This window comes from Flavobacterium sp. PS2 (assembly GCF_046250155.1).
Taxonomy (GTDB): domain Bacteria; phylum Bacteroidota; class Bacteroidia; order Flavobacteriales; family Flavobacteriaceae; genus Flavobacterium.
Genome location: NZ_CP176426.1, coordinates 343,434 through 357,705, shown reverse-complemented (window position 1 = coordinate 357,705; position 14,272 = coordinate 343,434). Strand labels below are relative to the sequence as shown.

The 14,272-nt window shown below is 33.0% G+C and carries 15 protein-coding genes; 4 read left to right on the top strand and 11 right to left on the bottom strand.

Going from position 1 to position 14,272, the window contains the following annotated elements; translation table 11 throughout:
* Nucleotides 1–70: 70 nt before the first annotated feature.
* The gene (coaD, locus tag ACJ6WR_RS01515) at nt 71–529 is read right to left on the bottom strand and encodes a pantetheine-phosphate adenylyltransferase (RefSeq protein ID WP_035622952.1); all 459 of its coding nucleotides are present in this window, start codon (nt 527–529) and stop codon (nt 71–73) included.
* A gap of 103 nt (nt 530–632) precedes the next feature.
* Nucleotides 633–1,604, bottom strand: a complete 972-nt coding sequence (locus tag ACJ6WR_RS01510; RefSeq protein ID WP_409416864.1) for a D-alanine--D-alanine ligase — start codon at nt 1,602–1,604, stop codon at nt 633–635.
* Nucleotides 1,605–1,963: 359 nt separating this feature from the next.
* Between ACJ6WR_RS01510 and ACJ6WR_RS01505 the strand changes: the two genes are divergently transcribed.
* Both ACJ6WR_RS01505 and ACJ6WR_RS01500 read left to right on the top strand, forming a co-directional pair.
* Nucleotides 1,964–2,587 (top strand): PASTA domain-containing protein, encoded by a 624-nt coding sequence (locus tag ACJ6WR_RS01505; RefSeq protein ID WP_039112971.1) that lies wholly within the window; start codon nt 1,964–1,966, stop codon nt 2,585–2,587.
* Entirely contained in the window at nt 2,577–3,623 is a 1,047-nt protein-coding gene (locus ACJ6WR_RS01500; RefSeq protein ID WP_039112970.1) for an RluA family pseudouridine synthase, read from the top strand. The genes ACJ6WR_RS01505 and ACJ6WR_RS01500 overlap by 11 nt, the downstream gene beginning before the upstream one ends.
* Nucleotides 3,624–3,842: 219 nt before the next feature.
* On the opposite strand, the gene ACJ6WR_RS01495 is transcribed toward ACJ6WR_RS01500, so the two are convergent.
* Nucleotides 3,843–5,048: a sodium:proton antiporter gene (locus ACJ6WR_RS01495; protein ID WP_409416863.1), complete on the bottom strand. Its 1,206-nt coding sequence runs from the start codon at nt 5,046–5,048 to the stop codon at nt 3,843–3,845.
* 277 nt (nt 5,049–5,325) lie between these two features.
* On the opposite strand from ACJ6WR_RS01495, the gene ACJ6WR_RS01490 reads away from it, so the two are divergent.
* On the top strand, nt 5,326–6,852 hold the full coding sequence (locus ACJ6WR_RS01490) for a SulP family inorganic anion transporter (RefSeq protein ID WP_039112968.1): 1,527 nt from the start codon (nt 5,326–5,328) through the stop codon (nt 6,850–6,852).
* A 43-nt stretch (nt 6,853–6,895) separates the two neighbouring features.
* Here the strand turns inward: ACJ6WR_RS01490 and ACJ6WR_RS01485 are convergent, their stop codons facing one another.
* From ACJ6WR_RS01485 to ACJ6WR_RS01470, 4 genes are read right to left on the bottom strand one after another with little or no spacing between them, the layout of a single operon-like run.
* Nucleotides 6,896–8,137, bottom strand: a complete 1,242-nt coding sequence (locus ACJ6WR_RS01485) for an ATP-binding cassette domain-containing protein (protein ID WP_409416862.1) — start codon at nt 8,135–8,137, stop codon at nt 6,896–6,898.
* An 18-nt stretch (nt 8,138–8,155) separates the two neighbouring features.
* Nucleotides 8,156–9,010 (bottom strand): sulfurtransferase, encoded by an 855-nt coding sequence (locus ACJ6WR_RS01480; RefSeq protein ID WP_409416861.1) that lies wholly within the window; start codon nt 9,008–9,010, stop codon nt 8,156–8,158.
* A gap of 18 nt (nt 9,011–9,028) precedes the next feature.
* A complete protein-coding gene (locus ACJ6WR_RS01475) occupies nt 9,029–9,889 on the bottom strand; it encodes a ThuA domain-containing protein (protein WP_409416860.1) in 861 nt (286 codons plus the stop codon).
* A 32-nt stretch (nt 9,890–9,921) separates the two neighbouring features.
* Nucleotides 9,922–10,311, bottom strand: a complete 390-nt coding sequence (locus ACJ6WR_RS01470; RefSeq protein ID WP_039112966.1) for a DUF1398 domain-containing protein — start codon at nt 10,309–10,311, stop codon at nt 9,922–9,924.
* Between the two features lie 321 nt (nt 10,312–10,632).
* On the opposite strand from ACJ6WR_RS01470, the gene ACJ6WR_RS01465 reads away from it, so the two are divergent.
* Nucleotides 10,633–11,325, top strand: coding sequence for a hypothetical protein (locus ACJ6WR_RS01465; protein WP_409416859.1), 693 nt, complete (start codon nt 10,633–10,635; stop codon nt 11,323–11,325).
* A 3-nt stretch (nt 11,326–11,328) separates the two neighbouring features.
* On the opposite strand, the gene ACJ6WR_RS01460 is transcribed toward ACJ6WR_RS01465, so the two are convergent.
* The 4 genes from ACJ6WR_RS01460 to ACJ6WR_RS01445 form a co-directional block, all read right to left on the bottom strand.
* Nucleotides 11,329–12,171: a mechanosensitive ion channel family protein gene (locus ACJ6WR_RS01460; RefSeq protein ID WP_039112964.1), complete on the bottom strand. Its 843-nt coding sequence runs from the start codon at nt 12,169–12,171 to the stop codon at nt 11,329–11,331.
* Nucleotides 12,172–12,524: 353 nt separating this feature from the next.
* Nucleotides 12,525–12,914 (bottom strand): GxxExxY protein, encoded by a 390-nt coding sequence (locus ACJ6WR_RS01455; RefSeq protein ID WP_039112963.1) that lies wholly within the window; start codon nt 12,912–12,914, stop codon nt 12,525–12,527.
* Between the two features lie 191 nt (nt 12,915–13,105).
* Nucleotides 13,106–13,555 carry a nuclear transport factor 2 family protein gene (locus tag ACJ6WR_RS01450; RefSeq protein WP_409416858.1) on the bottom strand — a complete coding sequence of 150 codons (450 nt, stop codon included), beginning with the start codon at nt 13,553–13,555 and terminating at the stop codon, nt 13,106–13,108.
* Between the two features lie 104 nt (nt 13,556–13,659).
* Nucleotides 13,660–14,097 carry an acyl-CoA thioesterase gene (locus ACJ6WR_RS01445; protein WP_039112961.1) on the bottom strand — a complete coding sequence of 146 codons (438 nt, stop codon included), beginning with the start codon at nt 14,095–14,097 and terminating at the stop codon, nt 13,660–13,662.
* Between the last annotated feature and the right edge of the window lie 175 nt (nt 14,098–14,272).

Genomic DNA, 14,272 nt, shown 5'->3' with positions numbered 1-14,272 from the left:
TATGTCCGTTCCAGTGATTTATCATTTTAGTGTGTTTGCTTCGTTCCTCGCAACGACTTACGCAAAATATTTACTTCTTAACCCTAACCGCATCGGGAACCAGCATTTCGTACTCTCCACCATTTCGTAATACATCACGAACGATGCTTGAACTTATGTATGATGTTCTTGCTGCTGTTAATAAAAATACAGTTTCGATTTTGGATAAACGTCTGTTGGTATGTGCGATTGCTTTTTCGAATTCAAAATCGGCTGGGTTGCGCAATCCTCTTAATATAAAATGTGCCTTTAATTTATGGCATAAATCTATTGTAAGCCCTTCGTAGGTTATTACGGTTACTTTGGGTTCATCTTTGAAAGTTTCTTCGATAAATCGCTTTCTTTCTTCGAGTGAAAACATGTATTTTTTTTCGGCATTTACACCAATCGCAATTACGATTTCATCAAATAATGAAATTCCTCGTTTGATGATATCTTCGTGTCCAAGTGTAATTGGATCAAATGATCCTGGGAATATGGCTTTTCTCATTTCTTTTTTAAGGTACTAAGGTTCTGAGTGACTGAGTTTTTTGAGTTTTAAAAACTAAGGTGCTAAAATCTTAGAATCTTAGCACCTTAGTTTCTTAGCATCTTTATGAAAGAGCTAACTCAATTGAATTTGTAAACAAATCTTCTAGTGAAATTCCTGCTGCTTTTGCTTGTTGTGGAATCAAACTTTCGGTTGTTAGGCCTGGGATTGTGTTCATTTCGAGCATATATGGTTCGTTGTCTACAATGATGAATTCGCTTCTTGAGAATCCTTTCATTTTTAAGACTTCATAAGCGCGTTTTGCAACTTCGCTTACTTTTTGAGTCATTTCGTCAGATATTCTTGCTGGTGTGATTTCTTGTGATTTTCCTTCATATTTTGCTTCGTAATCGAAGAAGTCATTGTCAGAAACAATTTCAGTAATAGGTAATACGATAATTTTTCCTTGGTAATTGATTACTCCAACAGAAACTTCGGTTCCGTCAAGGAAGCTTTCGATGATGATTTCGTTATCTTCTTTATAAGCAACTTCTATTGCAATAGGAAGTTCGGCAGCTGTTTTTACTTTTGAGATTCCGAAGCTTGAACCTGCTTTATTCGGTTTTACGAAACATGGCAAGCCTACTTTTTTTACAATTTCGTCGGTATTGATAATGTCTCCTTTGTTTAGGTAGTAAGAGATAGCAGTTTTTATTCCGTATGGTTTTAGAACTGAAAGTAAATCACGTTTGTTGAAGGTAAGTGCGGCTTGGTAATAATCGCATGAAGTTTGCGGTATGTGCAATAATTCAAAATAGGCTTGCATTAATCCGTCTTCGCCCGGAGTTCCGTGAATGGCATTGAACACGCAATCAAAAGTGATTTTTGTTCCATCTACGGTTACTGAAAAATCATTTTTATCTATCGGGAATTCGGTATCTTTTTCATCTACATAAACCCATTTTTCTTTAAAAATATGAATTCGGAAACCATTATATTTTGTTTTATCAAGGTATTGGTATACTACATTTCCGCTGATTAGTGATATTTGATATTCGCTAGAATATCCTCCCATGATGATGGCAATGTTTTTCATTTTAAATTTTAGTTTAAAGTTTTAAATATTTTAGTTTAAAGTTTTTCTGGTTTAAAGTTTTTCCCAGAGAACTTATTTTTTTAATTATGTTATTATGAAAACGTTTTGTGTTTCTAGCCCCGATAGCAGCGGTATCCTTTTTTCATGCTTTTTTTGCATGGAAAAAGATATAGCGTATAGCGGGAAACAGCTCCTAAATCTTAGGCTTGGCTCTGGGTGAGGAAATGTATGATTTACGGATCTAATAACACTCTTACACTCCGCTCAGGGCGACTATAAAGCTGCTTTCTTGTATTAAACAAAATTATCATTTTTTTTGGAACGAAATCTTTATCTTTGCCACAAATAAAAATAAATTTATGAGTTTACGTAAGTATCTAACTAGCCGAGTATTTTTTACGCAAATACTAATTGCTGTTGCAATTATTGCAGTTTTAGGTTATTTGTTTATGCATTGGTTAACATTTACAACTGATCACGGACATGAAATCGAAGTACCAGATTTAAGAAAATTGACCGAAGAGCAAGTGGAGGCAAAACTGGACGGACTGGATCTGGATTACGTACTTTTGGATAGTGTGGATTATAGAAGTGGATTCCCGAAATTTAGCGTTGTTGAGCAGGATCCTTTGCCAGGAACGAAGGTAAAAGTGGGTAGAAAGATTTATATTAAGATAAATGCATCTGGTTTTTCATCAGTTCGTATTCCGGATTTGATAGAGAAAACATATCGTGAGGCTATACCAACTTTGAAAGCTTTAGGGCTTGAAGAAGGTACAATTACGTATATTCCTAATCTTGGAAAAGATATGGTTTTGGAGATGCGTTTAAAAGGAAGAAACTTAAAAGTGGGAGATCGCGTACTGAAATCATCAAAAATTGATTTGGTTTTGGGCGATGGAAAAGCAAGTTATTTAGATGAAAGTCAACCGGCAGATTCTCTAGCAGTGCCAGGAGACGAAAAAACAGCAAATGAACAATAATAATACCGATAGTTTAGATTTAGAAGAAGAGTTATATGAGCATTTTAGATTTGAAGTTCCTAAGGGTCAAGCACCTTTAAGAATCGACAAATACTTAATGGGCTTAATACAGAATGCTACAAGAAATAAGATTCAGAATGCTGCAACAGAGGGTAATATCTTTGTAAACGACGTTATTGTAAAGTCGAATTACAAAGTAAAAGCGTTTGATGTTGTTACGGTGATGTTATCGCATCCTCCGTATGAAAATCATATTATTCCAGAAGATATTCCGTTGAACATTGTTTACGAAGATGACGCTTTATTGCTAATCAATAAAGAGCCAGGAATGGTTGTGCATCCGGGACATGGTAATTATACAGGAACACTTGTTCATGCTTTGGCACATCATTTTGATAATTTACCAATGAATAGTAGCGAGCGTCCGGGATTGGTTCATAGAATCGATAAGGATACTTCAGGACTTTTGGTTATTGCCAAGACAGAAGCTGCTATGACACATCTTGCCAAACAATTTGAAGCAAAAACTTCTGAAAGAGAATATATTGCTCTTGTTTGGGGAAATGTTGTTGAGGAGCAAGGAACTATTGAAGGAAATTTAGCAAGACACTTAAAAGACAGAATGCAAATGGCTGTTTTTGCTGATCCAGAAATAGGAAAACCTGCTGTAACGCATTATAAAGTTTTAGAACGGTTTGGTTATGTTACTTTGATTTCTTGCCAGCTTGAAACAGGTAGAACACACCAGATTCGTGCTCACATGAAACATATTGGTCATCCGCTTTTTAATGATGAACGTTATGGTGGTCACTTGATTTTAAAGGGAACTACGTTTACAAAATACAAACAGTTTATAGATAATTGTTTTAAAGCTTTGCCAAGACAAGCTTTGCACGCTAAAACATTAGGTTTTGTTCATCCTACAACGGGTGAAATGATGCGTTTTGATACTGAACTTCCGCAGGATTTTCTTGATTGTATCGATAAATGGCGCAATTATTCGAAATCGCATAATACTGACGAAGAAGAAAGTTAAAAATATAAAGCCCCAATTTGGGGCTTTTTTTATGCTTTATCTGGAATAAAATTTTGATTTTTTTTACCATTAAGAGATTAAGATTAATTAAGGTTTTACTTTTTTTGCTGTTAGATTGTCTATAAAAGAACGCGGATGATACGGATTCGCTAAGGCGAAAACACAGATTAAACGGATTTCCTCTCAAGCCTTTTTCTTAATCTCTTAATGTAAAAAACTTTATTGTAAGCCAGAATCTAGCTTTTCTTCTTTCACGACTTTGGGTTCTTCTTTTTTGGAAGTAATCATTACACCAAACATCATCAAGAAGGCACAGATTAAGATTACTTGAATAATAAGGGATTCGTTTACTAAACCGATTTGATTTTCGACAGTTATACCAATGAATAATAATATGGTTATTAGTCCGCGTGGTGCTACGAAAAGTAAGGGTAATAAGGGAACTTTAGATAGGTGTAATTGAATCGTTCTAATTATAAAAATAAGTATTACGATTCCAATTGCCCAAAAGATAGTGTCTGGGTTAAGTATTTCGGCTCTTCTGAGTGAATAGCCAAATAGCAGAAAAAATAATGCTCTTACTATAAAAGCACCTTCGGCAGTGAGTTCTTTAAATTTCTGTACCTCTTTTGCTAGTGACTCTGAGCGAAGGCGTTCACTCCATTTATAGTTTTTTAACTGATTAAAATTATTAATTGAGAGACCAAATATCAAGATGAAAAGTAGTGCTGGTAAATGGTGTTTTTTTGAAATTTCATAAATTAGAATCATTAATAAAATAATAGGTACAAACTTAATATGATGTTCAATTCTATTAAGGAGTAATGATAATAGCATGGTTGCTAAAAAGGAGATTACTATCATAATTAAAATCTGCAGAAAAAAGTAGCTAAAAGTTGAGAATCCAAAAGTGGTATTATAATATATGAAATTGAAAAATACTACGCCAAAGATATCCGATAAGCTACTCTCGTAAGTTACAAATTCTCGTTGGCTCAGGTTTAGATTTTGAACACTTGGAATTGCAATGGCACTACTAATTACGCAAAATGGTATTGCATTTATTAAACAGGCTTGAAGCGGGTATCCTCCATAATAATGGAATAAATAAGCCAGTACAAAGGCAAATGCTATAAAGGAAAGAAATGCACCTATTGCTGATTTTTTTATTAATGGCAACTTGGATTTGTCAAGTTCGAGTTCTAGTGCTCCCTCGAGTACAATTAATATAAGTCCTATGGTTCCTAAAATAGGGAGTAGATGTGTGAATTTAGGAAGCTCGATATCAAGGAATTTAGTTATTTGCCTTACTGTCCAGCCCAAAAGGAGTAATAATATTACGGATGGAATTCTTGTTTTCGATGAGGTTAAATCGAATAAGTAGGCGATAAGCAATAAGACACAAAATGTAATTATTATTGTCATTTTTGATTCTTTTTTAATTACTCTTAGCTATTGTTATTATACGGAACGGAAGGAAATATTGATGTAATTTACCAAATCTCGCTAATAAATCATAGATTTTGTTAAAGAAATAATGGCTTTTATCTCATTTGTAAAGTTGGATTTGTAACGATATACGCTGTAAAATAGTTACTTTTGTTGCGCTTATAAAAAAGTTATTTTGCTATTGTTGAAATATTAATAGTAGGAAAAAACTGTTTTTTATTAGTTCTCATCTTTTCAGATTTATATTTAAATAATGAAGCAATATTTTAACTTATTTGATTTTACACAAAAAGTAGATTATAAAACCGAAATTCTGGCAGGTTTTACGGTGGCTATGACTATGATTCCCGAATCGCTTTCGTTTGCCATTCTTGCTGGTTTTCCACCTTTGGTTGGTTTATATGCTGCATTTATCATGGGATTAATTACGGCTGTTTTTGGTGGTCGTCCAGGTATGGTTTCGGGTGGAGCAGGAGCAACAGTGATTGTATTGATTGCTTTAATGAAATCGCATGGTTTAGAATATGTTTTTGCAGCGGTGGCTTTGGCTGGTGTTTTGCAAATTCTGGTAGGTTTGTTTAAATGGGGTAAATTTATCCGATTAGTTCCTCAACCTGTAATGTTTGGTTTTGTAAATGGTTTGGCAATTGTAATTTTTATGTCGCAATTAAAGCAATTTAAAACGGTTGTTAATGGCGAGTTAGTTTGGTTATCGGGAAATCCTATGTTTATTATGTTAGGCTTGGTTGCTTTAACAATAGCAATAGTAATTTTGTTTCCTAAAATAACTAAAGCAATTCCGGCTTCGTTAGTAGCGATTATTGTTGTTTTTGGTTTGGTTCTTGGTTTAGGTATTCAGACAAAAACTGTTGCCGATATCGCCTCAATAAGTGGTGGTTTTCCTCCTTTTCATTTGCCTAATATTAATTGGAATCTCGAAACGCTGCAATTAATTTTTCCGTATTCTTTAATCATGGCTTCTGTAGGGTTAACGGAGGGGTTACTAACATTAAACTTGGTCGATGAACTTACAGGAACTAAAGGAAACGGAAATCGGGAATGTATTGCTCAGGGAAGTGCCAATATTGTAAATGGATTTTTCTTCGGGATGGGTGGTTGCCCAATGATTGCCCAAACGTTGGTAAATATCTCGGCTGGTTCCAGAGCTCGTTTATCGGGTATTATTGCATCACTAACCATTCTTGTTATTATCTTGTTTGGAGCACCAGTAATCGAGAAATTACCTATGGCAGCTTTGGTTGGCGTTATGTTTATGGTTGCAATAGGAACGTTTGAATGGGCTAGTTTCAGGATTATTAATAAAATGCCTAAACACGATATTTTTGTTGGAATTATCGTTGCGGTGATTACTGTTTTTATGCATAATCTGGCTTTGGCAGTTTTAATAGGCGTTATTATTTCGGCTTTGGTTTTTGCTTGGGAAAGTGCCAAACGTATTCGTGCCAGAAAATATATCGATGATAACGGAGTAAAGCATTACGAGATATTTGGACCGCTCTTTTTTGGTTCTACAATGGGGTTTATGGAGAAATTTGATGTTCAGGATGATCCAAAAGAAATAATAATCGATTTTAAAGAAAGTAAAATAGTAGATATGAGTGCCATTGATGCTGTAAATAAAATTACAGAACGGTATGCAAAAATCAATAAAACGGTTCGGTTATATCATTTAAGTGACGATTGCCGATTATTACTTAAAAATGCTAATATTATTGTGGATATTCTCGAAGATCCTACTTATAAAGTTACTGCTGATTAAGAATATTAAAAAGAGCCTGAAAATATTTTCAGGCTCTTTTTAATTATAGGGATTTTGATTTTATGTTTCCAATTGACCCAGTTTCTGATGGAATTAATTCGAATATAGATCTAGGTGTAAGACCTGGTTCTATGCGATGAGAAACATACAAGATTGTCATACTAGTTTCTTTGACCAAAAGGTTAACGAGTTCGATTACTAAAGCTACATTTTCATCATCCAGACCTTCTACAGGTTCGTCTAAAATTACTAAAGGCGGATGTTTTAATACGGCTCTAACGATTAATGCAACTCTTTGCTGCCCAATAGAAAGTTGTGTAAATGTTTTATTCTTTAAATGGCTCATTTTAATTACATCAAGCCATTGCGATACAATTTGTCTTTGTAAGGATGTTGGTTCCGTATATAATCCAATTGAATCAAAAAAACCAGATAGAATCATGTGTTCTAAACTGTGTTTTTTCTGAAATAAATCGGTCATAGAAGTCGAAAAATACCCAATTCTCTTTTTGATATCCCAAACGCTTTCTCCGCTGCCTTTCTTCTTTCCAAAAAGGAATAAATCTTGTCCGTAACCTTTTGGGTTATCACCAGAAATTAAGGATAGGATTGTACTTTTTCCAGAACCGTTAGGTCCGATAAGTTGCCAAAATTCATTCTTTTTAATTGTCCACGTAATAGCGTTAACGATTTTTCTTTCGTCGTAACTTACAGAAACGGCATTCATGTGTATCAATACTTCTTCATCGTAATCTGTAGGTTCTGTAGGTTTAGGAATAGAGACTTTTACTGAATTTGAACTATTTTCGGTAGTTTTTATTTCGTTTAAAACAAAAGAATTATCTGTAATCTGAGCTTTATTCTGTATAAAAGGAAACAAATCGGCAGCACGATTTACCAATTGAATAATTCGAACTGATTTCGCCAATTGTTCCAGAGAATTCGCCAATGTAATACGTGAGGCATGATCCAAATGATCTAGCGGATTATCAAAAATAATATAATCTGGATTTTGCTTTACGCAATAGTTTAAAAATTCTTTTTTACGTTCGCCAGAGGAGAATGTTCGTAGTTTTCTATTTGATTTTGCAGCAGCTTCAATCAGATCATATTGGTATTCTTTTTCTATAAATTTATCAATTGCAATGTCCGAAAATAGAATTCCGTTTAGGGAATTAAAAGCCGCTAATTCTCCTTCGGCATTTCCGTCAAGTACCGTTTCGATAAAAGCTTTTTTATTAACGGTATTGGATAAAAGGATGTCCCAATGTTCTATAGTGTTCATTCGCGCAATTTAAGAAATCTATTTTGTTTCGGCAGTAATCATTGGACGATTATTTCTTGACCATTCGCTCCAGGAACCAACATAAAGTTTAGGAATTGGTAACCCAGCATAATCTATTGCAAGTAGCGTATGACATGCTGTTACGCCCGAACCGCAATGTACAATTACATTTTCGGGTTTTGTGGTGCCTATTATATCTTGATATTTAGCTTTTAAAACTTCTGGAGATAAATAGGTGCCATCTTCATTTAAGTTGCTGGTAAAAGGAACATTTGTCGCTCCGGGAATATGTCCTGCAATTAAATCGATAGGTTCTGTTAAGCCATCAAAGCGGTCTTTATCCCGAACATCAATGATTATAGTATCTTGGTTCTTGCTTGCTTTGTCAATTTCGGTAATATCTGCTTGAGATAATTCCCAGTTAGAGATTGGATATAATGCTGCTTCCGCAAAAGTTTCAATTCCAGAACTTACAGGAAAACCTGCTTGTACAGCTGCTTGTAAACCACCATTTATAACCTGTACTTTTTTGTGTCCAATTGCTCTAAGCATCCACCAGAAACGTGCTGCAGCATTCGAACTATTTTTATCATCATATATAATTATATGACTTGATGGCGATATTCCGAGTTTTGATAACACTTCGGAAAATTTTGATAATGAAGGTAAAGGATGTCTGCCACCATTTGCAGCATCTGTAGGAACAGTTGCCAAATCGAGATTTAAATCAACATAGCGAGCATTTTGTAAATGAGATGCTGTATAATTTTCTTTGGCATTGATTCCTGCTCTGGCATCAACAATTACAATATCTGATTTTTGTAAAGCTATTAAATCTTCTGTATTTATGATGGGTGATACTTGTTCTGACATTTTTTTATGAATTAAAAATTAAAGTTTTCCTGTATTGCTTTTTAGCCACAATAACGTGTTTATAACCAGCTGACTTTGTGGTTCGTTTTCGAATGTGTACGAAAGTGTTTTATTGGTGTTATTCTCATAATCGATATCATTATGTCCCATATTAAAATAGACCATTTTATACTTCTTATTTGTCCAAACTACGGGATAATAACCACTATGCCATATCTCGCTTGGTTTTGGTCCAGTACCTAAAGGAAAACTAGTATCATCTATTGCTAAGAGTATATTGATATCAGGATTATCCCTAAGATCATTTTGCCATCTGTACCATTCGTTTGGCGATGATTTAAATGTTTGAGGAACATCTTTGGTTATAATAAATTTGCTTTCAAGTCGTAGTATTGCCGATGTAGGTTTCCATGTATTGCTTCCGTATTCGCCAGATCCTAAAAATTGATTGTGGTACCAATCCCAGTTTTGTGGGTATTGAGAATCGTTTAAAGCAAATGCAGCGAAGTGAAAACCAATCCAGGCGCCACCATTTTCCATATACTTTTTAAACGCTTCTCGTTGCTTGGTTTCTTCAGGTCGTGTATCTAAGAATATAACGACCTGATATTTTGCTAAGAACTTAGCATTTAGATTATCCCAATTATTGGTTGAATCATATTCAAAATTATATTTCTCTGCCATCTTAGGAAACCATTTATTGGCTTCATGCACAAAACTGATATGTGCTTGGTCATTTTTGGCAGTATAAAATGCAATTACCTTAAATTTTGAATTGCTTTTACTATTTTGAGAAAATCCTGAAAAAGCAGTTATAAAAAGTAATAACAACATACTTTTTTGGGCAATCGAATAGATTTTTTGACCAGAAAATTGCATTGAATAAATTTTGAATTGATGATTTTATTTAATTAATCAGGAATCTTTTCTATTAATATTTCATTTCCAGATTTATCGTAGTACGTACAAGTCATTTCGATAATATCTACTCTCCATTTAGCAATTCCACATTCTCCTGCTTGTTTGCAAAATGTTATATAATCTGTTTGTCCGTCTTGGTGTTGTAATAAGAATTCTAAAAAACGTTCTTTATTAACATTTGATGTTACTTTAATTTCATCGTATTTATCATCAGTGGCAACTCTATAATTGTTTACACCATAATATTCTACAGTACCATCATTTACATTGGTGTCATATCCTTTTACTCCTAAGATTATTAAATCTTGAATATAATTAGGAAAATCAGCTCCAGTTTTCACTTTTGAGTGTGCTTCTTTAATTTGCTCTATTGTAAACATATTAATTTGTATTGATGTTAGAATTATTTATTGTTTCAAAAATACGATTAATGGCAATACGTTTTCTTTTTATGAAAACAAAAAATTGCATAGCAGATGTGCAGAGATAATTGTTTTATAATTTATGGTTAAGTTGTTACTTTAAGAATATCTCCGTTTTGAGAATATGTAAGTATGTGTTTGATTGCTAATATTTTGTAAGATATAATTGTAAAAATATTGCATTTTGACGAATAATGATGCACTTCATAGGACTTCTTTTATTAACAAGAAAAATATATGTAAATTAGATATATAATGTTGTAAGCTAAAACTGGAATTATGAAAATAACTATACTTTTACTCTTATTTGTTATACCCACATTTGCTCAAGAAGTCAATACATTTGATTTTGCAGTTATAAACTCGACTTTAATATCGCCAAATATCGATCTTGATAAAGGACGAAGCGTTGTTGCGGGGAATAATAACGAATATTCAACCTATTTTCAATATGCTTTTGGAATGCGTTCGGATGATATCATTCTTGGAGCTGGAATTGATAAATCAGAAATTGACAGAACTTACATAGGCTATGTTGGTAAAATATTTGAGAATTTCAGAGCAACAATTGGTGTTGGTTACGTAGAATCGCGCAGTGGTTATGATGGAACATTTACTGGGCTTAATATTTCGTGGCATCCAAAAAATAATACTTTTATTGGTGGAAGTTTAGAAAATTTGCATTCTACAAGTGTTGATTATGAAACAGATGAAAGTTTGGATTATTATCAAAAAATGGCTCCAAAAGTATTTGCGAGCTACGAAATTGTTCCTAGAATAATAGTCTTCGGGCAATTGAGCAGTCGGGTTAATGATATTGCATTAAAATATCAGATTGACCGTTTTTCTCTTGGAGGATTTTACTCGGGTCATGGAGTTGAGGGCATTTTTGGAACTTTGAATATTGGGAGATTTGCTCTTTCTTGCAGTACAACTTTTGATAAAGTAAATTTAGGACTGAAGTTTCAGTAATAACTAGAGTTCTTTTTTTAGCGTAACAACTTGTTGTGGGAATGGAATTTCTATTTTATCGGCATCAAAACGATTTTTTATACTGTGTAATAAATCGCAATACATAACAAAACCATCGGTCGCATCTTTGGCCCAAGCCCAAACTTTTAAGTTTACGCTCGAATCGTTAAGCGCAACAACTCTTGCTACAACTAGTGGAGCATTATTTTTTTTGTTTGCAGCAGTTCGTGTATCTATAAAAAGAGGATGTTTAGCAACTTCATCTTTCATTATCGCTAAGGCTTTATCAATATCTGAGTCGTAACCTATTCCTATTTCGATTATTTTGCAGCATTTAGAATCATTCATATTTGTGTTTAGAATAATCTGATTGCTTATAACGGAGTTTGGAATAATAATACGGTTGTTTTCCATGTCTTTTAAAACCACTTGTCTTAAATTAATATCTTCGACTACACCGCTAAAATTATTGATTGTTATTTTATCGTTTATCTTGAAAGGTTTAAAAATCACCAGGAATATCCCGCTCATAATATTGCTTAAAGCTTGTTGCGAAGCAAGTCCTGCAATAACCGAAAGTACTCCTGCACCAGCGAGTAATGAATGTCCTATGAGTTTAAATTCTGGAATTTGTATTAATGCAAATGCAATCCCCAGAATATAAACTATAGTGATTACTAAATGTTTCAAGAATTTATATCCTGTACTATCAAAATCATTAACACCTAATCGGCGGCGAATAAAACGGATAAAAAGCTTATCGATAATAGTAGCCAATAGGATTGTTATAATCAGTATTATTACTATAGCAACAATTAATCTAAAGTCTTTTAAAAGGTTTATCATTGGTTGATTTTTTTACCATTAAGGTATTAAGTGTCATTAAGTAGTAAAAGCTTAATTTTCTTGATATCTTAAATGGTTAAAGTTTTATTGTATGTTTCTAATGGAAACACAAATTTAATTAAATTCAGAGAAATTGGAAGCTTTTAATTCGCTCCAATCTTCTTTAATAATGCTATAATAGACATCGTCTTTGCTTTTTCCGTCAGCATCGATATAATTATTTCGAAAAACACCTTCTTTTTTATGTTTGATAGCGTGTTTGGACGCGGATTATACGGATTCGCTAAAGCGAAGACGCGGATAAAAACGGATTTATTATTTTGATGCGTGTTAAAAGATGAATAAAACGGATTTTATTGTTTTGCTTTTCTGGTATTTTCGAAAATTTTTCTTTTAAATTCAGGTTTTTTTCCAAAATTTAAAAGTAATCCTACCTCGCAGTTTGTGCCTCTTAAATAATTTAGAACTTGATTTTCAAAATCTTTTACTAAACAATCAGCAGCTTTTAGTTCTAATATAATTAAATCTTCTACAATTAAGTCAGCATAATATTCTCCAACTTCTATTCCTTTGTAATAAACACTAATTTTCTTCTGAGCTTCAACTTTAAATCCTTTGTTTTTTAATTCTAAATACAAAGAATTTTGATAAACTTTCTCCAAAAAGCCATGTCCCAATTCATTATAAACTTCATAAAAAGTTTTAATTATAGAATCTGTTAACTGTTGATGCAGTAATTTCATGTTTTAATAAATTTGTTATTATTTGAATGAAATATAGTACAAATTTATTAATTGTAAGATTTGAAAATGAAATTTTTAAAAAGAGATTATGTTAGTTTTATATAACAATCATATTCATATAAAATCTGTTTTTATCCGCGTTTTTGCTTCAGCAAATCCGCATCATCCGCGTTACTTTTTTTAGGCAATCTTTATTCTTGTTCTTCGAAGTTATCGTAGTACGTGAAATCCTTGGTTATTAGTCCGTTTTCGATGGTAAAGATGGTACAAATTGGTAATTCGAAAGTCGAATCATCTTCAGCTGTTCCGCTAGAAACAAATTCTACGATTACGTGTTTTTCTCCTGATGGATATACTTGTATCACTTTATCTTTTAAGTCTGGAAAAATCTGGTTTAACTCGCTGTATTTTTTTTCTATTTCGGCACGAGTTTGTTTTACAATTCCAGGTCCTAAAGACGGGTCTTTAAACTCGGCGGTTGGAATATACATTTCGGACATTTTTTTCCAATCGTGATTGTTGAAATGGGTAAAATACTGTTTGACTAATTCGGTGTTTTTAGAATCCATATTTTGTGGGTTTTGGTTGTTACATGATATTAATGATACAATTGTTATTAGAACTATGATTACTTTTTTCATAATTATGTTTTTTTAAATTGTTATTATTTTACAAAGAACCTTATAATAATTCCACACAAAATATGGACTTACCTATGCGTATTGATGAGGTATTATTAGGGCGTTTAAAGCCCTACAAAGTCTTCGCTTTTCGGGAAGATACTCAATGCTTCTATTGCGATTGATGGAGTAGGAGAAGCTAGTTTTCTTAGTTTGGTGTCCATCCATGCACCATCGACAGTAATGGTTGCACAAAGTTTTCCTTCTTCATTGATAAATTCATGTATAATCGACCAGCGTGATCCATCAGGTTTCATCTTTGATGTTTTGGTATGGATGAATATTTTATCCGAAAGTTTTATTTCTTTTCTAAAAATACATTCTTCTCTAAAAAGCACAGGACCAAAGCTTTGTTGTTGCATTACTTTTAAAGTCAAGCCTAGTTGTTCTAAAATTTCGATACGGTGTTGTGCTCCAAAATCATAATAAGCACTATGGCGTAAGTGAAAATTAGGGTCTAGATCAGACCAACGGAAAGACAATTCTTTGCTAAATGAAACCATTTTAATTCTATTTTATAGTTATTTTCGATGTATTGCTAATAATCAATCGATTATTTGAAGAAATACAATTTTTTTGAGAATCGAAAATACGAATAAAAATTGAATAGCTATTGCTATGGTAGTTAAAGTATAATTAATGGAAAATGATTTTGTGATATTATTTTTATAGCTGTTT

Excerpts from the sequence above, each read along its gene's own strand:
- ACJ6WR_RS01465 (WP_409416859.1), top strand. The coding sequence starts at position 10,633 with ATGAAAATAACTATACTTTTACTCTTATTTGTTATACCCACATTTGCT.
- ACJ6WR_RS01490 (WP_039112968.1), top strand. The coding sequence starts at position 5,326 with ATGAAGCAATATTTTAACTTATTTGATTTTACACAAAAAGTAGATTAT.
- ACJ6WR_RS01500 (WP_039112970.1), top strand. The coding sequence starts at position 2,577 with ATGAACAATAATAATACCGATAGTTTAGATTTAGAAGAAGAGTTATAT.
- ACJ6WR_RS01450 (WP_409416858.1), bottom strand. The coding sequence starts at position 13,555 with ATGAAAAAAGTAATCATAGTTCTAATAACAATTGTATCATTAATATCA.
- ACJ6WR_RS01480 (WP_409416861.1), bottom strand. The coding sequence starts at position 9,010 with ATGTCAGAACAAGTATCACCCATCATAAATACAGAAGATTTAATAGCT.
- ACJ6WR_RS01460 (WP_039112964.1), bottom strand. The coding sequence starts at position 12,171 with ATGATAAACCTTTTAAAAGACTTTAGATTAATTGTTGCTATAGTAATA.
- ACJ6WR_RS01445 (WP_039112961.1), bottom strand. The coding sequence starts at position 14,097 with ATGGTTTCATTTAGCAAAGAATTGTCTTTCCGTTGGTCTGATCTAGAC.
- ACJ6WR_RS01485 (WP_409416862.1), bottom strand. The coding sequence starts at position 8,137 with ATGAACACTATAGAACATTGGGACATCCTTTTATCCAATACCGTTAAT.
- ACJ6WR_RS01505 (WP_039112971.1), top strand. The coding sequence starts at position 1,964 with ATGAGTTTACGTAAGTATCTAACTAGCCGAGTATTTTTTACGCAAATA.
- ACJ6WR_RS01475 (WP_409416860.1), bottom strand. The coding sequence starts at position 9,889 with ATGCAATTTTCTGGTCAAAAAATCTATTCGATTGCCCAAAAAAGTATG.
- ACJ6WR_RS01495 (WP_409416863.1), bottom strand. The coding sequence starts at position 5,048 with ATGACAATAATAATTACATTTTGTGTCTTATTGCTTATCGCCTACTTA.
- ACJ6WR_RS01455 (WP_039112963.1), bottom strand. The coding sequence starts at position 12,914 with ATGAAATTACTGCATCAACAGTTAACAGATTCTATAATTAAAACTTTT.
- coaD (WP_035622952.1), bottom strand. The coding sequence starts at position 529 with ATGAGAAAAGCCATATTCCCAGGATCATTTGATCCAATTACACTTGGA.
- ACJ6WR_RS01470 (WP_039112966.1), bottom strand. The coding sequence starts at position 10,311 with ATGTTTACAATAGAGCAAATTAAAGAAGCACACTCAAAAGTGAAAACT.
- ACJ6WR_RS01510 (WP_409416864.1), bottom strand. The coding sequence starts at position 1,604 with ATGAAAAACATTGCCATCATCATGGGAGGATATTCTAGCGAATATCAA.